The organism is Teredinibacter sp. KSP-S5-2 (assembly GCF_032773895.1).
Taxonomy (GTDB): domain Bacteria; phylum Pseudomonadota; class Gammaproteobacteria; order Pseudomonadales; family Cellvibrionaceae.
On record NZ_CP120416.1, the window covers coordinates 4,901,518 to 4,922,356 of the forward strand.

Genomic DNA, 20,839 nt, shown 5'->3' on the forward strand with positions numbered 1-20,839 from the left:
GTTCTGATATTCGTTTTATCTCTGTATAAACGGTGAGAGTTTACTTGCTGCTTCATCAAGCTCAAACTCGTCAATAAGTAAGTTTAGCGGTTGTAAGCTTTCCTGATCCTCTATCGTCAATTGTTCCTGAATATCCTTCAACAGATTACCGCTATTGGCATCGCCATGTTTTAAGTGAGTTTGCAGGTTCACCAGTTGAGCTTGAACGGAAGTATCTGTGAGACGTTTTTCGCCGCATACACTCGTCTTATTGTTGTGTTCGAGTATTTCTAACAGAGTTCTTAGTGAGCGGGTGGCTTCAGCCAGTTTTTGTTCAAGCGCTTTCACCAGGCCTTTGTCGACACTCTTTGAATTTTCATCGCATACTTCGCAGAGCATTTGCGATGCGTCGTTCAACCCGTCAGCGCCAACGCTGCCTGCTACACCTTTGAGCGTGTGCACCCAACGATAAGCGGATTGCATGTCGTTGTCCAGAAGATGTTGTTTAAACTCCTCCACACCGTTTTCATAGCTGGATAGGAAGCGGTAAATAATTTTTTTAAACACTTCTTCGTTGTAACTTGCGTAGTAATAGCCTTCCTTGACATTAATTCCCGGTAAGGCCTCGGGCCATTCCTCCGGAAACTCTACTTCAAAGGAGGAGGATAGATGAGTCATAGAATTTTCTTCGTGGTTTTCGGTTGGCTCGGCGTTCGTCCAGTCTTTCAGGCATTGGTATAACGCGTAGGGATCAATCGGTTTGGATATATAATCATTCATCCCTGCTTCCAGGCATTTCTCCTTTTGGCCTGCCATCGCATGTGCTGTCATGGCAACGATGGGAATTTTTTTATCCGGATCACTTTTTCTGATAGTGCGTGTCGCGGTATACCCATCCATAACAGGCATTTGAATATCCATTAATATGATATCAAAGTCACGGTTCTTAACTGCGTGAACACACTCTAATCCATCGTTTACGATGGTGACTTCAGCTTCAATTGTTTCCAGAAGCTTCTTGGCCAGCACCTGATTTATTTCGTTATCTTCAACCAATAATACATTGAGGCCTTTTAATTTACTGAACTGTGACAGATCAATATTTATCCGGTCGAATACCGCGGACGAAGATGAACGATCATCGGATTTCTTGGCCAGAACATGGTCTAGTAAGCTGCGGGGGGTGATTGGTTTGGTAATTAAAGACGAAACTCCCACATCCTTTTCCTTTTCGCTCAGCATTGCGTTGCTGGAGTTGGCCATTAGAATAATTTGCGGCTTCACTTTGTCATGGCAGTGAATAATTGTTCGGCTCAAGCTGAGAAGATGTTTTGCCGTTTGTTTTCTATTTAATAAAACAAACTTGGGAGGCTTATTATTGCTGGCGAGTTTTTCCAGTGCCGTCAGGAAGTCGCGTTCTTCCTGGCAGCAGTCAACGTGCATCCCCCAGGTTGAGAGAATGGTTGCGATGGCGTTGGTGGTGCTTTGGTTTTTGTCCAGAACCAGAACGTGTTGTGATTTCAGCTCTTCTGTTGAAGCCGCGGAGCCAATACTTTGCTCTCCCGAATATCCGACTTTGATTGAAAAACTGAACGAGCTGCCATGATCCACTTTACTGTCTACGGATATTTCTCCCCGCATGAGTTGGACGAGTCGGCGACAGATTGCAAGCCCCAAACCGGTTCCGCCAAATCGACGTGTGGTCGATGTGTCTGCCTGGGAAAAAGCCTCAAACAAACGCTTCTGTTGGGCTGCGGTCATGCCTATGCCTGTATCTTCAATAGTGAAGTGGATGGTGGCTTCGTTATTATTTTTTTCTACCAGTTTACTGCTGATAATGACTTGCCCGCGTTCGGTGAACTTCACGGCGTTATCAGATAAATTCAGTAGTATTTGACCGATTCTTAACGGGTCGCCGCGTAAATCAAAGGGAATGTTGAGATCCGTTTGGTAAATAATCTCAATATCTTTGGACTCTGCTTTAAGCGATATCATTGCCGCCAGATTTTGCAAAACATTTTCCAGCGTGAATGGAACAACTTCGATATCCAGCTTGCCCGCTTCAATTTTGGAGAAGTCGAGAATGTCGTTAACAATAGTGAGAAGCGATTCTGCTGAAGTGCGAACTTTGGTTAAATAATCTTTTTGTTGATCATCCAGTGCCGTGCGCAGGGCCAGCCACGTCATCCCCAAAATAGCATTCATCGGTGTTCGCAGTTCGTGACTCATGTTTGCCAGGAAGTCACTCTTGGCTCGTGTTGCTGCTTCCGCTTGCTCTTTTGCTGCAAGCAATGCTTTTTCCATTTTGGCCCGATCGCTCATATCCCAGAGAGACCAAATGTAACCGGATTTCAAATCGTTGGGGTCAATAGGGCGATTGCCCGAAGCGGCACTAAATACTGTCCCATCCCGACGAACCATATTGACAGTTACTTCGTAACTTTGGGTATACGATACAACCCGGTCTATGGTCTCGGATATGAATTCATAAATTGCCGGATCTTCAAAGAGATTGATCGGGGAATGATAGAGAAGTTGCTCTTCGCTATAACCGAACATTTCAATGAACGCGGGGTTGACCTGTTGGATAAATCCGTCACCATCAAGCCGAGCGATGGCAACCGGTGAGTTATCCAGAATGGATTGCATATACTGACGGGCTTCATTGGCTTCTGCTGTTCTTTCTTCAACCCGCTCTTCCAGATCCGCCATGTAGTACTTCAATTCCTTCTCTGCATCCTGGCGTTTTATCAGGTGCTCTTTAATTGCCATAAGTTGATTGTTATAGCTTTGAATCAGTTGGCCGATTTCGTCTTTCTTATGACTGTCTGGAATAGTGATTTTTCGGTTGTCCGACCTTCTTGGGTCGAGTGAGGCCACCGCTTCCGTTACTCGTTTCAATGGTTGTGTAACCCTGAAATAAAACAGCGTCATGAGAATCAGGGATAACGCCAGGGTTTGAATAAAGGTCGCAACAAAAGTGGAAATGGAGTTTTCCAGAAAGTGTTTGCCTTCTTCGTAACTGTCGACAATGACAACCAGTTGGCCGAGAGAAGCCAGCTCAGATTCCGTTGCATAGGGGTTAATGAGTGACTGAGTTACCTGGTAGGGTTTGCCGAATAGTCTCTCGATAAGGGGGTTTTGTTTGGATGGATCAATTTTTTCTTCCGCTGCACCGATTACATCGTTGAAGCTGTCCACCAGAAACACTCGGGTGATACTGGGGTGTTTGATCATTCCCTCGGCTAATTCGTTGGCCAGTTCGGAGTCGATACTTTGAGTAATATGTGCGGCAGCACTCAGGTTACTGGTGATAATGGCTCGCACGGTTTCATCAATTGCGCGTCGAGTATCATCCAGGTCGGCACTGACTTCGCGTAAAGAAACAATCAAACCGAGAATCATGGCCACAATAATGGTCAGCCGTGCCTGTTTGTACGAAAGGCCATCAGTAAACTTGATTCTGCTGACTTCGGGTGCCATTAGATGTATCGGCTCCTGTTGTGATAATTCATTAAGCTATAACCGTCAGCCCTATCATATTGAAAGACGAACGGGGTTGCCGCTTATTTTTTATTGTTATCGGGCCTTCTAGCGCTGTGTATGATTAAACACCCTATCCTAAGTTCTTTGCAACAGGGGATGTTGGCAAGGAAATTGAATCTAAATGATTCGTGTTGTAGGAGGCTGAGATGGCTCTATGCTTACCTTAGCATCAAATATTTTATCTCGCATATGGCTTGCTGATAAGGATAGGTTTGGCGTTTTACGAGAATTGAAGGACTGTATGATTGATATTGCCTTGATTCTGTAGAGGAACTGCCGGGGTTGTGATTGATTTGGACTGTGTGGCTTGCAGTTGTTTTGTATTTATAAGCTTTTTGCAACGGCAAGCCAGGGTTTATGCCTTACTCTTTTTCGAGCCCTAAAGGTACCCAGTCCTTGACTCGAGCGTTAAATATTCCTGCTTGTTCATAGGCTTTTGATACTCGGCCCGATTCCCGCAAGATTTTTATCCCCTTATTCAGTGCTTCAAATAGCTCTGGTCCGTTGGGATGTTTTTTGGATATAACAAAATGACGACTGCCGGGTAATGCCAGTTTCAGGTTTGGGATGGGAACGAGGTTATGGCCTTCCCACATTAATCGCATCTCAGGGCCCGGTTGGAAATGGGAGAGAATGAAATCGGCTTGTTGATTTTTCACCATTTTGATCATGTATATCCAACTGGCGACATGGTAAACCTTTTTCAGCCCAATGCTATTCAACGCCTTCCAATCCTGCACCCAGGTATTATTGGAGGTTGCGGTAAGTTCACCTAAGCTGTCGGCTGTAGCCGATAATGCTTTTTTATTGTCTGGTGATGTGTATAGGCCAACAAAGTATTCGTTTTTACGAATTACTGGGTCGGAAATGAGTAAGTCGTTTTGGTGTGGAAGAAAATCGTCTAGATAAAAGGCTTCTGTGTAGGCCAGCGCTTTTCCCGAAAGCAAAAGATATAACTTATTGTCGTAATCTATCCGTTCACTGGCGAGTTTGATTTTTTTATCAAACCCCCCTAATGCCAATGCCTGTTCAAACAATAAGGTTTCCGTAACTGAACGGGAAGAATGAAGAGAGTTCAGTGTGTAGTCATTAATGTCTACTTTATTTCTTCCCGCGATAAAGTCGTCATAGATTTCCATTACACCTGAATTGGCGTAGATGATTAATGGCTGTTGACTGTAACTGGGTAGACTGAATAAAAACAGGAATACAAAACATGCATACAGATATTTGTTATGCGGGGAATTCAATTTTGAGCTAAGAGAGAGAAACATAATTATTGGCCAATAAGTTGTATTGGAAAAAGAAACTTATTTTGGTTTCAGTCTACCACTTTATCCCACCCTGTGACGTTTTTCATCCAGATGGTGCGGACGCATTTAGCGTTCCTTAAGTATACGTAGACCAGAATGGCCGGGGAAAGTTTACCAGCCCCGGAGTGGGGCTGGTGGAGAGAGGAGGATTAGGTTTTGATAGGTTTGTACTTCATTCGCTTAGGTTGGGCATTTTCTCCTTTGCGGGCAATGAAGTCTTCGTGGTATTCGGTGAAGTTTCCTTCGAAGAACACGGTATCACTATCTCCCTCGTAGGCCAGTATATGGGTGGCAACCCGATCCAGGAACCAGCGGTCATGGGAAATGATCAATGCACAGCCTGGGAAGGCCAGAATGGCTTCTTCCAGTGCCCGTAAGGTTTCCACATCCAAATCGTTGGAAGGTTCATCGAGTAGCAATACGTTTGCGCCCTGTTTAAGGGTATTGGCTAAATGTAAGCGGCCGCGCTCACCACCGGAAAGGTCGCCCACGCGTTTTTGCTGATCGGTCCCCTTAAAGTTAAAGCGCCCGACATAAGCTCGGGAACTGACTTCGTAGTTACCGATTTTGAGGATGTCCTGGCCACCGGAAATGGCTTCCCATACGCTTTTGTTATCGTCCAGGTTTTCCCGGCCCTGCTCAACATAGGCCACGTTCACGGTTTCACCTATATCGATAGTGCCGCTATCTGGTTGCTCATTACCGGTAATCATACGGAATAGTGTGGATTTACCCGCGCCGTTACCGCCCACAATGCCAACAATAGCGCCTTTGGGGATGGAGAAGGTCAGGTTGTCTATGAGCAGTCGATCGCCGTAGCCTTTGGTTACGCCGTTAAACTCAATCACTTTGTCGCCGAGTCTGTCTCCGGGTGGAATATAGATCTCATTGGTTTCATTTCGCTCCTGAAACTCTTGAGATTGCATTTCCTCGAAGCGGGCAATACGCGCTTTATTCTTGGCTTGTCGGCCTTTCGGGTTTTTGCGTACCCATTCCAGTTCGGCTTCGATGGCTTTTTTGCGCGAGGCTTCAGTGCGTTCCTCCTGGGCTAAACGTGCTTCTTTCGCTTCCAGCCAGGTGGAGTAGTTGCCCTCGTATGGAATACCGTAGCCTCTATCCAGTTCCAGAATCCAGCCGGCAGCATTGTCGAGGAAGTAGCGGTCATGGGTAATCGCCACCACAGTTCCTGAGAACTCTTGTAGGAACTTTTCTAACCAGAATACCGATTCGGCATCCAAGTGGTTGGTAGGTTCGTCGAGTAACAGCATGTCCGGGCGGGAAAGCAATAAGCGACACAATGCAACGCGGCGTTTTTCACCGCCGGAAAGTTTGGTTACGTCTGCATCCCAGGCGGGAAGGCGCAAAGCATCGGCAGCGACCTCCAGGCGGTGATCCAGATTGTGGGCATCCCAGGCTTCAATGATGTTTTCCAGTTCGCCCTGTTTTTTGGCCAGGGCATCAAAATCGGCGTCAGGTTCGGCATAGGCGGCGTAAACAGCGTCAAGACCTTTTAGTGCATCCACCGCTTCCTGGACACCTTCTTCGACATTGCCGCGGACATCTTTGTCCGGGTTCAGAGCCGGTTCCTGTGGCAAATAGCCCACTTTGATGTCCGGCATAGGGCGGGCTTCACCAATATAGTCCGTATCAACCCCCGCCATAATGCGCAATAAAGTGGATTTCCCGGAGCCGTTAAGGCCTAGAACACCAATTTTGGCGCCCGGAAAAAACGAGAGCGAAATGTCTTTTAGAATTTCGCGTTTTGGAGGAACGATTTTCCCCACTCGGTTCATCGTATAGACGTACTGAGCCATAAAGTGTTTTACCTTGCGTTGTAGAAGGGGCTGCCAAAGGTTTTTCTGGACTCTGGCGTAACCAAATGAGACTAGATTTTGGTGAGGCAATTTACTGCAAGGGCATCAGAAATTCAAACGCCTTTGGCGGATTTAAGCGATTGATTTTCCTCTTTATTGAGGCGTGAGTTGTTGATCTGATTGGTGTACAATTTCGCCTCTTTTTTCTCGCAGCTCATAGCCGCACTTCCTGCGTATTTTTATCTTGAGGATATCCATGTTTGATCAGAACCAAACCATAGCTGATTTTGACCCTGAAATTTGGCAAGCGATTCAGAACGAGGGCACTCGTCAAGAAGAGCATATCGAATTAATCGCCTCTGAAAACTATACCAGCCCGTTAGTGATGGCGGCTCAGGGGACCAAGTTAACCAACAAGTACGCGGAAGGTTACCCGAATAAGCGTTATTACGGTGGCTGCGAGTACGTTGACCAGGCTGAAGCGCTGGCCATTGAGCGTGCAAAAGAGCTGTTTGGTGCAGACTATGCAAACGTTCAGCCTCACTCTGGTTCTCAAGCCAACTCCGCTGTTTACCAGGCTTTGGTTTCTCCAGGCGATACCGTACTTGGTATGAGCCTGGATGCCGGTGGTCACCTGACTCACGGTGCCAAGCCAAACTTCTCCGGTAAAATTTATAACGCTGTTCAATATGGTTTGAACCCTGAAACCGGCCTGCTTGACTACGACGCAATTGAAGCCCTGGCTGTTGAACACAAGCCAAAAATGATTGTTGCCGGTTTCTCTGCCTATTCCGGTATTGTTGATTGGCAGCGTTTTCGTGAAATTGCAGATAAAGTGGGCGCATACCTGTTTGTAGACATGGCCCATGTTGCCGGCTTGGTTGCTGCGGGCGTTTACCCATCTCCAGTTCAAATTGCTGACGTAACTACCACGACTACCCACAAAACATTGCGTGGTCCTCGTGGCGGTATCATCCTTGCCAAAGCCAACGAAGAAATTGAGAAAAAGCTTAACTCCGCAGTATTTCCTGGTGGTCAGGGTGGCCCATTAATGCACGTTATTGCAGCCAAAGCGATTAGCTTCAAAGAAGCAATGAGCGATGACTACAAAGCCTACCAAAAGCAAGTCGTTAAAAATGCGCAAGCAATGGCAGAAACCTTTATCGAGCGTGGAATTAAAATTGTTTCTGGCGGTACTCAAAACCACTTGATGCTGGTTGACCTGATTGGCAAAGAGTACACAGGTAAAGATGCTGACGCCGCATTGGGTGCAGCAAACATTACTGTAAACAAAAACGCCGTTCCAAATGATCCTCGTTCACCGTTTGTTACTTCTGGTTTGCGTGTGGGTACGCCTGCGGTTACCACTCGTGGCTTTAAAGAAGAGGAATGTAAGCAATTGGCCGGTTGGATGTGTGATGTATTGGACGGCCTTGAAGCGGGTAATGCGGATGCAGTTATCGAAGAAGTGAAAGCGAAAGTGCTTGATATCTGTTCTCGTTTCCCGGTTTACGGTAAGTAATTAGCTTATCTTGCGGCGCTCTCATCGCGGTATGGGAAGCGCCGCTTCTATTTTTTTGCCTTCATTTGAGGGTGGGTAAGATGAGATGCTCCATGGATTGTTTCTGTGCGGGTATCGTTCTATCAATAGTGAGATATCGCGATGCATTGTCCTTTTTGCCAAGAAACTGATACCAAAGTGATTGATTCGCGCCTGGTGGCTGATGGCGGTCAGGTCAGAAGACGCAGGGAGTGTTTATCATGCAAAGAGCGATTTACCACGTTTGAGATTGCCGAACTCTTGATGCCAAAAATCATCAAGCAGGATGGCAAGCGTGAGCCCTTTAATGAAGACAAGCTGCGCAATGGTTTTCAGCGGGCATTGGAAAAGCGCCCTGTGAGCGTAGAAGACATTGAATCGGCTATCAATAACGTCAAGATTTACTTGCAGGCATTAGGTGAGAGGGAAGTGGATTCTCGGGTTGTTGGCGAAAAGGTTATGGACGAACTGCGCAGCCTGGATCAGGTTGCTTATGTGCGTTTTGCGTCTGTATATCGAAGCTTTCAGGACATCAGCGAGTTTCAGGAAGAAATCAATCGTCTGCAGAAAAAGCACGAGCAAATTGGCGATATTAATTCGTGAGTGCTCAAGACATCGAATACATGGCCCGTGCCATTCAGCTGGCGCGAAAAGGCCTCTATACCACCACTCCCAATCCCCGTGTCGGTTGCGTCATTGTTAATGACGGTCAAGTTTTTGGTGAGGGCTACCACCAGATTGCCGGGCAGGCTCATGCTGAAATTAATGCGCTGAATTCTGCCGGCGAAAATGCTCGGGGTGGGTGTGCTTACGTCACTCTTGAACCTTGCAGTCATACCGGTAAAACAGGCCCGTGTTCGGACGCATTAATTCAGGCGGGAATCAACCGAGTGGTTTTTGGCATGGAAGACCCTAACCCTTTGGTTGCGGGGCGTGGTTTGGAAAAATTATCCGATGCAGGCATTGAGGTTGTGGGGCCGGTTTTGGAGGACGAGGCCAGAGCCCTGAACCTCGGTTTTATCAAACGAATGCAGAGAAAACTCCCCTATGTTCGCTGCAAATTAGCCATGAGCCTGGACGGACGAACAGCCATGGCCAGTGGTGAGAGTAAGTGGATTACTGGACCAGCTGCACGAGAAGATGTACAGCGTTTGAGAGCGCAAAGCTGCGCCATTGTTACCGGTGTTGGAACCGTTATTCATGATGAACCGGCGATGACGGTTCGACTGTCTGGTGAGGATCGCCAGCCTCTGCGGGTGGTGGTGGACAGCCATAACCGAAGTTCTGAAGATGCTGAGATCTTACAGCAACCGGGGAAAACCATTATTGCCTGCTCAGAAAATGCTGCGTGTCCAGCATCGAGCAAAAAAGTGTTTTGGCCGATGTCGGAAAAAAACGGTCAGGTGAATTTGCTGCGCTTGCTGATGAAGTTGGCGGAAGAAGGGTGCAACGAAGTATTGGTTGAAGCGGGTGCGACGCTTTCAGGAGCGTTTTTGTCAGCCGGGCTGGTAGACGAAATTATCGTCTATATGGCGCCAAAGCTTTTGGGCTCATCTGCCCGACCATTATTCGAGTTGCCCATTAATACCATGGCAGGGCAGTTGGCCGTTTCCATAAAAGATATTCGTGCAGTAGGTTGTGATTGGAAAATTACTGCGGTTCCTGATCCGGACGCATAGGAATCTGATTTATTACTGCGACACAAGTGGTTAGAAGCTTGAGTGGATCTTCACCTTAAGCCACATGATATAGAGAGTTGAAATTGTGTTTACCGGAATTATTCAAGCAACAGGTGAAATCGTTTCCGCGCAAAAAAAAGACGGAGACTTAAGACTTCATGTTCAATCCCAATCGATGGATTGGTCCGATGTCGCATTGGGGGATTCCATTGCAACGAATGGCGTTTGTTTAACGGCTGTAGAGTTGCCGGGTAATGGTTTTGTTGCGGATGTTTCCGTCGAAACTCTGGACCTGACTTGTGCCCAGTATTGGAAGGCCGGGACTCGGGTAAACCTTGAAAAAGCCCTCACCCCTGAATCACGTTTGGGTGGGCATATTGTCAGCGGCCATGTGGATGGGGTTGGGGAGGTGATCTCCCGTGCGCCGGATGCCCGATCTGAGCGTTTTCAGATACGCGCGCCAAAAGAGCTGGCGAAATACATCGCGCACAAGGGTTCTATTACTGTAGATGGCACAAGCTTGACGGTGAATAAAGTCAGCGGGGCGGTTTTTGATTTAAATATCGTGCCACATACCTTGCAAGAAACCATTATGGCCACATACAGTGAGGGCACCAAAGTAAACCTCGAAGTTGACGTGATTGCACGATACCTGGAGCGATTACTATTGGGCGAAAAAGCCGCAGAACCCGGTGAGCAAACACTTTCTATGGCTTTCCTGGCAGAGCACGGTTTTGTTAAGTAGGTATGTCCAAGTAAAACCATTTTTCGCATGAGAAAATTATGAAACTCAATACCACTGAAGAGCTGATCGAAGATATCCGTCTGGGCAAAATGGTTATCTTGATGGATGATGAAGACCGTGAAAATGAAGGGGATCTCATCATCGCTGCGGATCAGGTGCGGGCTGAAGATATCAATTTTATGGCCAAATACGCGCGAGGTCTGATTTGTCTGACCTTAACCGAGAAGCGTTGCCGGCAACTTGACTTACCCATTATGGTGCGGGATAACCGTTCATCACACTCCACCAATTTCACCGTTTCAATTGAAGCGGCCGAAGGGGTAACAACCGGTATCTCCGCTGCGGATCGAGCAAAAACTATTCGTGCTGCCGTCGCCAAAGATGCTAGGCCTTCCGATATTGTTCAGCCGGGTCATATCTTCCCCATCATGGCGCAGGAAGGGGGGGTGCTAAGTCGTGCTGGGCATACCGAAGCCGGTTGTGATTTGGCCAAGCTGGCGAACCACGAGCCGGCTGCAGCGATCATTGAAATTATGAATGAAGACGGCACTATGGCGCGCCGTCCAGACTTGGAAAAATTTGCCCAAACCCACGGGCTGAAAATCGGTACAATTGCCGACCTGATTCAGTACCGTGTTGAGCATGAAAAGACGGTGGAGTGCATTAGCGAGCGAAAGGTTACCACCGTGTACGGTGAGTTTATACTGAAGACCTTCCTCGAGACCGCGCGCAACGAAAAGCATTTTGCTTTAATCAAAGGGGATATTGACCCGGAAACTCCGACGCTGGTACGGGTGCATGTCAGTAACACCTCACGGGATGTCCTGGCTATTCAAAGCCCTGAGCAGGAATCGCCAAGCTGGAACTGTCAGGCAGCAATTGCCAAGGTGGCAGCGGAAGGTTCTGGTATCGTTGTGCTTATTTGCCACAATGAAACAGCAGAAGAAATTGAAGAGAGCATTGACTGGGTTATGTCCGGCAAGGCACTCAAACCCAAAGGCGATGCGGCTTACAAACAGGTTGGCACCGGCTCACAGATTTTGCGTGAGTTAGGCGTCAAGAAAATGCGTTTAATGAGCGCACCCTTTAAATTTAACGCACTTTCAGGCTTTAACCTGGAAGTCACTGAATACGTAAAAAACGAGAAATAGACAACGGATAAGTAACATGGCGATAAACGTAATTGAAGGCGATTTTCAGTCGGTCAGTGGTAAATACGCGCTACTGGTTAGCCGGTGGAATAGTTTTGTTGTTGAACACTTGAAAGAAGGCGCTCTGGATACCTTACGTCGCCAAGGTGTTACTGACGACGATATCGAAATTATTTATGCCCCGGGCGCGTTTGAGTTTCCGTTGGCTGCGCAGAAACTGGCGGAATCCAAAAAATACGATGCGATTATCGCGTTAGGCGCAGTTATTCGTGGAGGAACACCGCACTTTGATTATGTGGCCGGTGAATGTACCAAGGGTCTGGCCCAGGTTTCATTAAATACTGGCATCCCAGTGACATTCGGTGTGTTGACTGTAGACAGCATTGAGCAGGCGATTGAACGTTCCGGCACCAAGGCCGGTAATAAGGGAGCTGAAGCCGCGCACACTGCGTTGGAAATGGTTTCTCTGATTAAGAAGCTATAAAAGGTAGATTTTTGTGAGTATGAAACTGACGGCTGCAACTCGCAGTCGAGCGCGACATTATGCCATGCAAGCCATATATCAATGGCAAATGACAGGTAATCCTTTGAACGTTATCGAAGCGGAATTTCACACCGATAATGACATGTCCAAAGTGGATACCGAATACTTTCACGAGCTATTTCATGGCGTGGCCGCGCAGAAATCGGAACTGGACGCGCTGTTTCAGCCGCACTTAAAAAACATGGTAATAGACCAATTGGATCCGGTCACTATGGCGCTTTTGCGTTTGTCCACCTATGAGTTAAAGCACCGGATTGATGTTCCTTATAAAGTTGTAATTAACGAGTCACTCAACTTGGCCAAGAAGTTTGGTGCCGAGGACAGCCACAAATTTATCAATGGTGTGCTGGACAAAACTGCAGCCCAATTGCGTGCTGCGGAAGTCGGCGCAGGCAAATAGGTACGGCGGGGCTGTGGAAGAGTTTTCGTTAATCCATCGCTATTTTCGTCAACAGGCAGAAAAGGCACCGTTTAAGTCGGAACAGGTTGTTCTTGGCATTGGGGATGATGGCTCGGTTTTATCCATCGCGCCCGGGCAGCAGCTTGTTGTTTCCGTAGATACTTTGGTTGAAGGCGTACACTTCCTGGCATCGGCAGATGCTTTCGACATTGGTACCCGAGCCATGTGCGTGGCGCTGAGCGACCTTGCTGCTATGGGCGCTGAGCCGATTGGCGTGACAATTGCCCTGACGTTACCCAAAGCGGAAGAGTCCTGGCTTGAGGGTTTCAGCGCGGGCGTGTTTTCCGTATTGAATGAATACGAGTGTCCGCTTATCGGTGGTGATACCACGCGGGGGCCGTTATCTGTTGGTGTGCAGGTGATGGGCGTTGTGTCTGCGGGTGGGGCGGTGCCCCGGTCTGGAGCACAACCGGGTGATCATATTTATGTCAGTGGAACGCTTGGCGATAGTGCTGCAGCACTTTCAGTGTTAATGAAGCAACAAGCGTGGTCGTCGGAACCGGTAGAGCAGTTTTTAAAAGTTCGATATTACCGGCCGACCCCCAGATTTGATGTTGCCCGTGAACTGCTGAAATACGCTAACGCAGCGATTGATGTCTCCGATGGATTGTATGCGGATTTGCGGCATATCTGTGATGCGAGTAGTGTAAAAGCTGTACTTGATGTTGACCTGTTACCGCTTGGGCAATGGCCTCTGGACTTATACGGCCGTGAACAAATGCGACAATGGGCGTTAACCGGTGGCGATGATTATCAGATATGTTTTACCGTGCCCGAAGACAAGCAGCAGAAAATGCTTGATAGCGCAGAGCAAAACAATATGCGTTTAACCAAAATTGGCGAAATCCAAAGTGGGAATGGCATAGAACTTGTCGGACAGGATTTACCGGATTCCCTAAAAACGATGGGGTACAACCATTTTGCTTAATCCCAGTGTGTCCACTGTTTTCCGAGACCCAAGGATGTTATTGGCCTTTGGTTTTGGTTCAGGTTTGTCGCCTGTTGTGCCAGGCACATGCGGAACAGTTGTGGCAGGAGCCCTGTATTTACTTATCGCGCAATTACCTCTATGGCTCTATGGCGCAATCACCCTCCTTTCAATTCCTATAGGCAATTATTTGTGTGGTTACGCGTCCAAAACGTTGGGGGTGCATGACCATAAAGGCATTGTTTGGGATGAATTTACCGGTTTCTGGATTACGTTATTTGCTGTGCCCTGTGTAACGACACAGGGAATTAACTGGCCGCTTTTGGCCGTTGCTTTTGTGCTTTTTCGTTTTTTTGACATGGTAAAACCCTGGCCGATTAGTTGGGCGGATAAAAAAGTTCACGGTGGTTTCGGTATCATGCTTGACGATATTCTCGCCGGAGTATTTGCCTGGATAGCCTTGTATCTACTTATGACCCTGGGATGGGTTTAGGGAGTGTGAGATGAAACTGTCGGTATCAATTATTGTTACTGCAGTATTGCTCTTAGGGGGAATTAATCAGGCTTTTGCCGAATTGGACATGGTCGTAAAAGGCTTGTTCAAGAATGGCGCCATTATTGTTGTGAATGGTAAACAGCGGCTGGTTAAAAAAGGAAAGTCGACCCCGGAAGGGATTTTATTGGTGGATGCCAATAGCCAGTTTGCCCTGGTGGAAATCGATGGTAAACAGAAAAAGTTATACCTGTCTAAACAAATAGCCAGTGAATTTTCCCAGGCAGAAAAAAAAGAAGTGAGAATAAATAGCGGTAGCAATGGCCACTATTACACTCGTGGCTATATTAACGGCAAAGCTGTGGAGTTTGTGGTTGATACTGGTGCAAGCACTATCGCCTTAAATTCTGATGTGGCGAATTATCTCGGCGTTCGCTATGAACTTGGCCGGCGTTTAAATGTTGAGACCGCCAGTGGAATTGTCCCCGGATTTAAAGTGAATTTGCTCAGTGTGGCAATTGGGGACATCAAAGTTGAGAATGTTGAAGCCATAGTAACAGAGGGCGGCTTCCCATCTGATATTTTATTGGGAAATACGTTTCTAAGCCGAATTGATTATGCAGTTGAAAGCGGTGTGCTTATTCTGCAAACAAAATACTAAGCGTAAGGTTTTTGTGTGTCGATAAAATATGTAGAGTCATCCAAGTTGCCCACTTCCTGGGGGACTTTTGAAATGCACGGTTTTGCTGATGATGAGGCCGACAAAGAACATGTTGTGCTGACCATGGGAAACCTTAAAGCTGATGAGCCGTTGTTGATTCGTGTGCATTCAGAGTGTTTGACTGGAGATGCTTTATTTTCGTTGCGTTGTGATTGTGGCGCGCAACTTCAATCCGCAATGCATAAAATTGCTGTGGCCGGGCGTGGCGCTATTTTTTATCTTCGGCAGGAAGGGCGAGGTATTGGCTTACTCAATAAAATCCGTGCTTATAAATTACAGGATCAAGGTGCGGACACTGTCGAAGCCAATGAACAGTTGGGTTTTGGTGCGGACATGCGGGATTATTCCATTCTGAAGCCCATGTTCGAAACCCTGGGAATTAAGCAAGTCAAATTGATGACAAATAACCCCAGGAAAGTTAAGGCGTTGCAGGAAATCGGTATTGACGTGGTTGAACGCATTCAACACGAGACAGGACGTAACCCCCATAACGCCCATTACCTGCAGACAAAAAAAGGTAAGCTTGGCCATTTGTTTGAAGAAGGGGAATAACTCCCTTTCTATCAACTATACTTTTTGTGGCGAGAGTAATCATTATTACGCATGCCATGAAAAATAGACCGGTTAGTCTTTCTTGGATCACCTTCTTTTATGTTGCCGCACTCAGTCTTGTGGCAGCTATTATTGTCGTTAATTTCTTTGTTGTTGCCAATATTCTGGAAAGCAACAAAAGCGCATCTCTTATTATTAATCTCGCCGGTCGGCAGCGAATGTTGTCGCAAAAAATATTTTTAGATGTAGAGCGTCGATATCAATCGTCGGATGATGATTTATCCTTGAGCCAATTGGATGAATTGGTGAAAGAAATGGAAATGGTCCATGTTGGACTAATTAATGGCGATAAAACTATCGGTTTGCCGGAAGGCTCGGAAAGTGTAAGAGAATATTATTTTTCCGATCAAATCGGTTTTAATGAGTTGGTACAAAGCTTTTTTCAGCAGATTAAAACGTTTAAGCAGCAGGCGTCTGATAATAATACCAATCTGAAAGTGACCTATACCGATCTGCGTGAGATTGAAGATGGACTGCTGAAAAAGTTGGATGACCTCGTATTACTTCTGCAGCAAGAGGCTGAAGATGATGTGGAGCATATCAAAACCATTGAATCGTCATTGTTTGTTTTTGCCCTTCTGGTTTTGCTGTTTGAAGCGCTGTTCATCTTTCGCCCCCTTTCCCGGCAGATTCTTGCGTATGTTGCCAAAATTGAGCTGCATCGAAGAGAGTTAGTCATGCTGGCCAGTACGCGTAGCCAGTTCCTGAAAAATACTTCTCATATTCTTCGTACTTCGTTAAATCATATTTATGGTTTTTGCAGCTATTTGTATGCCCGTGATCAAAATCGGTTTTCTGAACGGGAAAGGTTTGCGGTGGAAAAAATTTACGAGGGAAGTCGTTATATGAAGGACAGTCTTGATGATTTTTACGAGCTCGCCAATCTTGAAGAGAGAGACAGAGGTGGGTTGATTAAACAGTCAGAGCTTGGTGAACTTTTCCATGAGATGGGGTTCGATTTGACGGAACTTGGTGAGTGTGGGGTGAGCGAATTTTTGCGTCTGGAAAGAAGCCATATACAACTCATGCTCAAAACTCTTGTTCGTATTGTTAAAGGTGGGAATGCTGCTTTGACGGCAAGTTTTTCTTCGGGAAAAGACTCAAATACTCTGACAATTGTTTTGATTTCAAAGGAAAGGCTTGGGTATTTGGATGTTGACCATAAGGATTCTAAACATCTTCTGTTGGAAGGGTTTGCTAATTTTTATGCCGGTGAATTTGTGGAATATAAGCAGGATAGTGGCTATAAATGGATTATGACCTTGAAATGCTAAGTTCCGTTATTCCTGAGAAACGTCGGTTGTGGCTAAACCTGGAAAGCAAAAAAAGATACTGTTCTACTCTCCTGACCCGATAAAGTTTGCTATACGCAAGGCGTTATTTCAGTGTTTGCAGCAAATGCAAAATAATGAACTTGGTGTGATGTTTGGGCGTGATAATAAACCTGTTCATCAATTTCGAGTTGGTTTACGCCGGTTGCGATTTGCCATTGCTTTGGTTGATTCGAATACACTTTTCCCGAATTCTTTGCTTGAAGATATTCGCTGGATTGGATGCAGTTTAGGAAAAGTCAGGGATTTTGAGGTGCTCGCTGAATCTATCAAGAAGATGGCGTTGACGGGAGGTGGTTGTGATGATGTGTTGGATTTTGTTCAAGGCAAAGCAGAAAAATTACGAAAATCCATGGTCGGATGTTTGTCATCAGCAAGATATCACCAACTAATTTTAAATGCCCAACGCGGAGCCTATGAGCTTGACCTTAATACTAAAGGTGATGGTGATTCTTCTCGCAATTTTGCATGTGAATTGTTGAGAGAAAATCACTGGCATTTACTGGCTCAGTTGAGAAAGTTGGATGAACTGTCGGAAAAGCGTCGGCATAAATTAAGGATTGAAATAAAACGCCAGCGTTTTGTGATGGAATTTATTTTATCTGAAACGGAAAGCGAATATTTTTATTTGTTGTCCAGGCTACAGCGAGGCTTGGGGGACTTAAATGATAATGCGGTTGCCTGCAGATTGGTGAAGAAAATATTCAGAACCAAGAATTTCCCTGTCGAAGTGGAATCCGTCATTATTCAAGCGCTGAGCGAAAAAGATTTAAGTGACTTCGAGTATACCAAAGAAAAATACCGTCAGTTTCTAACTCAAACGCCTGATTTTTTAATGAACTAATTCAGATTTGCGGCACTGGGTTGGGTTGTTGCCAAGCGCATCCGAATTTTTTGTACCCAACCTTGAATGTTGCTTTCAATTCCGGACACGTCTAGCCCCGCGTCTGCCAATAGTTCTTCACGTTTACCATGATCCAGATAGCTGTCTGGTAGGCCAATGGGTAGCACGGGTAATGCTATTCCCTGTGTCATAAGTAACTCTATGACTCCTGAACCTGCGCCCCCTGCAATGGCATTTTCTTCCAGTGTCACGATGTGAGCGTGTTTTTCCGCCATTTCCAAAATGAGTTCAGCATCAAGCGGTTTTACCCAGCGCATATCGCACACCGTGTAGTTGTATTGCTCCGCGACTTTTAATGCTTCTGGCAATAGCACGCCAAAATTAAGAATGCATACCCCCTGGCCTTCACGAATGACTTTGCCTTTGCCGACTGGGTATTGCAGGTTCTCTGCAATGATTGTTTGTCCTGTGCCTGTACCTCTGGGGTATCGTACTGCTGCGGGGCCTTGATGATGGTATGCAGAGAAGAGAAGCTGACGGCATTCATTTTCATCACTGGGCGAGGCTATAACCATGTTGGGTATGCAGCGCAGATAGGAAATATCGAAACTTCCCGCGTGGGTTGGTCCGTCTTCACCAACCACGCCAGCGCGATCAATGGCAAAGGTCACATTGAGATCTTGCAGGGCAACGTCATGAACCAATTGATCGTAGGCTCGTTGTAAAAACGTGGAGTATATGGCGACAACTGGCTTAAATTCCTCGCAGGCCAAACCCGCTGCCAGGGTAACGGCGTGTTGTTCGGCTATGGCGACGTCGTGGTATTGCTCCGGAAAGCGCTCGGCGAATTCGACCATGCCGGAGCCTTCGCACATCGCTGGTGTAATGCCGATTAAGTGCGGATCGCCTTGTGCGACATCGCACAACCAATCGCCAAATACATCTTGATACTTTTTCTTTTTGGGGCCGGTAGCAACTTGAACTTTAGGATTGGGTTCAATTTTATTTAAGGCGTGATAACCAACGGGATCATCTTCTGCGGGGGTATAACCTTTACCTTTACGCGTGATTATGTGTAAAAGTTTTGGGCCTTTAATTTCCAGCATATTGCCAATATCGTGTACCAACCGCTCAATATCGTGGCCGTCAATTGGCCCTACGTAATAAAATCCCAGTTCCTCGAACAGAGTTCCGGGAGAAACCATCCCTTTCATGTGCTCTTCAGTTTTGCGAGCCAATTCCCAGGCTTGGGGAATTTTGGTCAATACCCGCTTGCTGCCTTCTCTTAGCGCGGTGTAGGTTTTACTTGCCCATATTTTGGAAAAATACGTTGCCAAGCCGCCAACATTGGGAGATATCGACATATTGTTATCGTTGAGGATCACCATCATGTTGGTGTCCACGTGGGCAGCGTGATTCAGTGCTTCAAAGGCCATGCCAGCAGTCATAGCCCCATCGCCAATTACCGCCACCGAGTGATTCTGACTATCAACCTGGGCTTTGCCTATGGCCATGCCCAAGGCGGCACTGATGGAGGTGCTGGAGTGGCCAACACCAAAGGTGTCATATGGGCTTTCCGAGCGTTTTGGGAAGCCCGCCAGGCCGTTTTTGTGGCGCATGGTGGTTAATTCTTCGCGCCGACCGGTCAGGATTTTGTGAGGGTAAGTCTGGTGGCCTACGTCCCAGACCAAGCGATCATCAGGTGTGTTAAGTACGTAATGTAATGCGATGGTGAGTTCAACCACACCAAGGCCTGCGCCAAAATGCCCACCCGTTTGTCCCACTGAATAAAGCAGATATTCTCTTAGCTCGCGCGCCAGTACTTCAAGTTGTTCAACTTCAAGCTTTTTTAAATCCGCAGGATCATTAATAGTATCCAATAACGGTGTATCTGGGCGCTTTAGTGGGATTTGATCAAACATGTCGTGTAATTCGTTATAACTTTTTTTAACGCGAACTTCCTAATGGCATGAGCACGTTTAATCCTATGCCACCAGATGGCGTGTGTCGATGTTGGCAGTGTGGACTTGTTGGATAACGGGCTATTGTATTGTCATCACGGGGAGTTTGAAAGCGTTAAGCGTGTTAAAACTCCTGGTTCTGGAACCAAAGCCACCGAATTGGGCTCCCAGTTAAAGCTAGCGGTTAGGATTTGCGGTTTTCATCGGTGTTTTTGTGGGTCGAGAAGTTGGGATTATCAACCCCGGGTATAAAAAACTCTGGTCTGAGAGTGAAGGCGTTTTAATTGTGTTCTCTATATCCCCTGTTCGTTTTGTGCTTATAGCTTGTGTGGTATTTCTTTCCAGCTGTTACATGCCGGAAGAGATTAAGCGCAGCCGAGTAACGTCGGAGAGTTTATATGATCACGGGATTTTGACATCACACCAAAAGATAATGGGCAGCATGAGCCTGCATTATGTGACTACAGCTTCAGACAAAGAGCTGGTTATTGTCTTTATTCATGGTACGCCAGGGGACTGGACCATGTTTGGGCCACAAATGAACGACTCCGAAATGCAGGCCAAAGCGGCCTTGGTTGCGATTGATCGACCTGGTTGGGGCGGTTCAGCTTTTGTTGACGGTGGTGCTGAGCATAGCCTGGAAAAGCAGGTGGAATATCTTGCTCCGTTGCTCAGGCTATTGCGTCAAAAGCATTCGTCTCTTGTGGTGGTGGGGCATTCGTTGGGGGGTACTTTGGCGCCACTGTTAGGGTATAAATATCCCGAACTTGTTGATGGTGTGATTGTTATTGCCGGAGACCTTTCTGCTGAGCGCATGCAACTACGTTGGTATAACCATGTACTGAGTTGGTTGTGGGTTAATTCGCTTGTACCTAAAACACTGTGCAAAGCCAATGAGGAAGTACTTGGGTTGTCGCGAAGCCTAAAAAAACTGGAGCAGTACTGGCCAGGGTTTGAAGTACCCATGTTGGTTGTTCAGGGAACCAAAGACCATTTGGTTGACCCGATGAACGCAGATTACGCGGAAAAACTGTTAACCGGAAATCGCATTTCGGTGGAAAAAATTCCTGGTGCCAATCATCTTGTTCATCTTTCTCACTCAAAGCGAGTTAATCGTCTAATCTTTCATTTTTCTCAAGAGCTGTCGCGTTAATCATCTTTATCTTCGCTAATTTCAA

18 protein-coding genes are annotated in these 20,839 nt (G+C 46.6%); 14 read left to right on the top strand and 4 right to left on the bottom strand.

Going from position 1 to position 20,839, the window contains the following annotated elements:
* Nucleotides 1-15: 15 nt before the first annotated feature.
* The 3 genes from P5V12_RS21110 to ettA form a co-directional block, all read right to left on the bottom strand.
* Entirely contained in the window at nt 16-3,462 is a 3,447-nt protein-coding gene (locus tag P5V12_RS21110) for a response regulator (protein WP_316955063.1), read from the bottom strand.
* Between the two features lie 425 nt (nt 3,463-3,887).
* Nucleotides 3,888-4,799 carry a hypothetical protein gene (locus tag P5V12_RS21115; protein ID WP_316955064.1) on the bottom strand — a complete coding sequence of 304 codons (912 nt, stop codon included), beginning with the start codon at nt 4,797-4,799 and terminating at the stop codon, nt 3,888-3,890.
* A 188-nt stretch (nt 4,800-4,987) separates the two neighbouring features.
* Nucleotides 4,988-6,652, bottom strand: coding sequence for an energy-dependent translational throttle protein EttA (ettA, locus tag P5V12_RS21120; RefSeq protein ID WP_316955065.1), 1,665 nt, complete (start codon nt 6,650-6,652; stop codon nt 4,988-4,990).
* 256 nt (nt 6,653-6,908) lie between these two features.
* Here ettA and glyA point away from each other — a divergent pair, with 256 nt between their 5' ends.
* From glyA to P5V12_RS21185, 13 genes are all read left to right on the top strand, one after another.
* Complete coding sequence (gene glyA / locus P5V12_RS21125; protein WP_316955066.1) at nt 6,909-8,174, top strand: serine hydroxymethyltransferase; 1,266 nt, start codon at nt 6,909-6,911, stop codon at nt 8,172-8,174.
* Between the two features lie 141 nt (nt 8,175-8,315).
* A complete protein-coding gene (gene nrdR / locus P5V12_RS21130; RefSeq protein ID WP_316955067.1) occupies nt 8,316-8,795 on the top strand; it encodes a transcriptional regulator NrdR in 480 nt (159 codons plus the stop codon).
* Between the two features lie 20 nt (nt 8,796-8,815).
* The gene (ribD, locus tag P5V12_RS21135) at nt 8,816-9,871 is read left to right on the top strand and encodes a bifunctional diaminohydroxyphosphoribosylaminopyrimidine deaminase/5-amino-6-(5-phosphoribosylamino)uracil reductase RibD (RefSeq protein WP_316957465.1); all 1,056 of its coding nucleotides are present in this window, start codon (nt 8,816-8,818) and stop codon (nt 9,869-9,871) included.
* Between the two features lie 85 nt (nt 9,872-9,956).
* Entirely contained in the window at nt 9,957-10,616 is a 660-nt protein-coding gene (locus P5V12_RS21140) for a riboflavin synthase (RefSeq protein WP_316955068.1), read from the top strand.
* A 38-nt stretch (nt 10,617-10,654) separates the two neighbouring features.
* Complete coding sequence (gene ribBA / locus P5V12_RS21145; RefSeq protein ID WP_316955069.1) at nt 10,655-11,767, top strand: bifunctional 3,4-dihydroxy-2-butanone-4-phosphate synthase/GTP cyclohydrolase II; 1,113 nt, start codon at nt 10,655-10,657, stop codon at nt 11,765-11,767.
* A 16-nt stretch (nt 11,768-11,783) separates the two neighbouring features.
* Complete coding sequence (gene ribE / locus P5V12_RS21150; protein WP_316955070.1) at nt 11,784-12,251, top strand: 6,7-dimethyl-8-ribityllumazine synthase; 468 nt, start codon at nt 11,784-11,786, stop codon at nt 12,249-12,251.
* A 19-nt stretch (nt 12,252-12,270) separates the two neighbouring features.
* Complete coding sequence (gene nusB / locus P5V12_RS21155; protein ID WP_316957466.1) at nt 12,271-12,711, top strand: transcription antitermination factor NusB; 441 nt, start codon at nt 12,271-12,273, stop codon at nt 12,709-12,711.
* Between the two features lie 13 nt (nt 12,712-12,724).
* Nucleotides 12,725-13,699, top strand: a complete 975-nt coding sequence (gene thiL / locus P5V12_RS21160) for a thiamine-phosphate kinase (protein ID WP_316955071.1) — start codon at nt 12,725-12,727, stop codon at nt 13,697-13,699.
* 34 nt (nt 13,700-13,733) lie between these two features.
* Nucleotides 13,734-14,192 carry a phosphatidylglycerophosphatase A gene (locus P5V12_RS21165; RefSeq protein WP_316955072.1) on the top strand — a complete coding sequence of 153 codons (459 nt, stop codon included), beginning with the start codon at nt 13,734-13,736 and terminating at the stop codon, nt 14,190-14,192.
* Nucleotides 14,193-14,202: 10 nt separating this feature from the next.
* Entirely contained in the window at nt 14,203-14,853 is a 651-nt protein-coding gene (locus tag P5V12_RS21170) for a TIGR02281 family clan AA aspartic protease (protein ID WP_316955073.1), read from the top strand.
* A 15-nt stretch (nt 14,854-14,868) separates the two neighbouring features.
* The gene (gene ribA, locus P5V12_RS21175) at nt 14,869-15,465 is read left to right on the top strand and encodes a GTP cyclohydrolase II (RefSeq protein ID WP_316955074.1); all 597 of its coding nucleotides are present in this window, start codon (nt 14,869-14,871) and stop codon (nt 15,463-15,465) included.
* Nucleotides 15,466-15,521: 56 nt separating this feature from the next.
* The gene (locus P5V12_RS21180; RefSeq protein ID WP_316955075.1) at nt 15,522-16,799 is read left to right on the top strand and encodes a type IV pili methyl-accepting chemotaxis transducer N-terminal domain-containing protein; all 1,278 of its coding nucleotides are present in this window, start codon (nt 15,522-15,524) and stop codon (nt 16,797-16,799) included.
* A gap of 28 nt (nt 16,800-16,827) precedes the next feature.
* Complete coding sequence (locus P5V12_RS21185; RefSeq protein ID WP_316955076.1) at nt 16,828-17,700, top strand: CHAD domain-containing protein; 873 nt, start codon at nt 16,828-16,830, stop codon at nt 17,698-17,700.
* Here P5V12_RS21185 and dxs read toward each other — a convergent pair.
* On the bottom strand, nt 17,697-19,622 hold the full coding sequence (dxs, locus tag P5V12_RS21190; RefSeq protein WP_316955077.1) for a 1-deoxy-D-xylulose-5-phosphate synthase: 1,926 nt from the start codon (nt 19,620-19,622) through the stop codon (nt 17,697-17,699). The two genes, P5V12_RS21185 and dxs, sit on opposite strands and share 4 nt — an antisense overlap.
* A 253-nt stretch (nt 19,623-19,875) precedes the next feature.
* Here dxs and P5V12_RS21195 point away from each other — a divergent pair, with 253 nt between their 5' ends.
* A complete protein-coding gene (locus P5V12_RS21195; protein WP_316955078.1) occupies nt 19,876-20,814 on the top strand; it encodes an alpha/beta hydrolase in 939 nt (312 codons plus the stop codon).
* The last annotated feature ends 25 nt before the right edge of the window (nt 20,815-20,839 follow it).

Coding starts and splice junctions, on each gene's coding strand:
- P5V12_RS21115 (WP_316955064.1), bottom strand. CDS start 4,799: ATGTTTCTCTCTCTTAGCTCAAAATTGAATTCCCCGCATAACAAATAT.
- P5V12_RS21110 (WP_316955063.1), bottom strand. CDS start 3,462: ATGGCACCCGAAGTCAGCAGAATCAAGTTTACTGATGGCCTTTCGTAC.
- dxs (WP_316955077.1), bottom strand. CDS start 19,622: ATGTTTGATCAAATCCCACTAAAGCGCCCAGATACACCGTTATTGGAT.
- nusB (WP_316957466.1), top strand. CDS start 12,271: ATGAAACTGACGGCTGCAACTCGCAGTCGAGCGCGACATTATGCCATG.
- P5V12_RS21170 (WP_316955073.1), top strand. CDS start 14,203: ATGAAACTGTCGGTATCAATTATTGTTACTGCAGTATTGCTCTTAGGG.
- glyA (WP_316955066.1), top strand. CDS start 6,909: ATGTTTGATCAGAACCAAACCATAGCTGATTTTGACCCTGAAATTTGG.
- ribE (WP_316955070.1), top strand. CDS start 11,784: ATGGCGATAAACGTAATTGAAGGCGATTTTCAGTCGGTCAGTGGTAAA.
- P5V12_RS21165 (WP_316955072.1), top strand. CDS start 13,734: ATGTTATTGGCCTTTGGTTTTGGTTCAGGTTTGTCGCCTGTTGTGCCA.
- nrdR (WP_316955067.1), top strand. CDS start 8,316: ATGCATTGTCCTTTTTGCCAAGAAACTGATACCAAAGTGATTGATTCG.
- ribBA (WP_316955069.1), top strand. CDS start 10,655: ATGAAACTCAATACCACTGAAGAGCTGATCGAAGATATCCGTCTGGGC.
- ettA (WP_316955065.1), bottom strand. CDS start 6,652: ATGGCTCAGTACGTCTATACGATGAACCGAGTGGGGAAAATCGTTCCT.
- ribD (WP_316957465.1), top strand. CDS start 8,816: ATGGCCCGTGCCATTCAGCTGGCGCGAAAAGGCCTCTATACCACCACT.
- P5V12_RS21180 (WP_316955075.1), top strand. CDS start 15,522: ATGAAAAATAGACCGGTTAGTCTTTCTTGGATCACCTTCTTTTATGTT.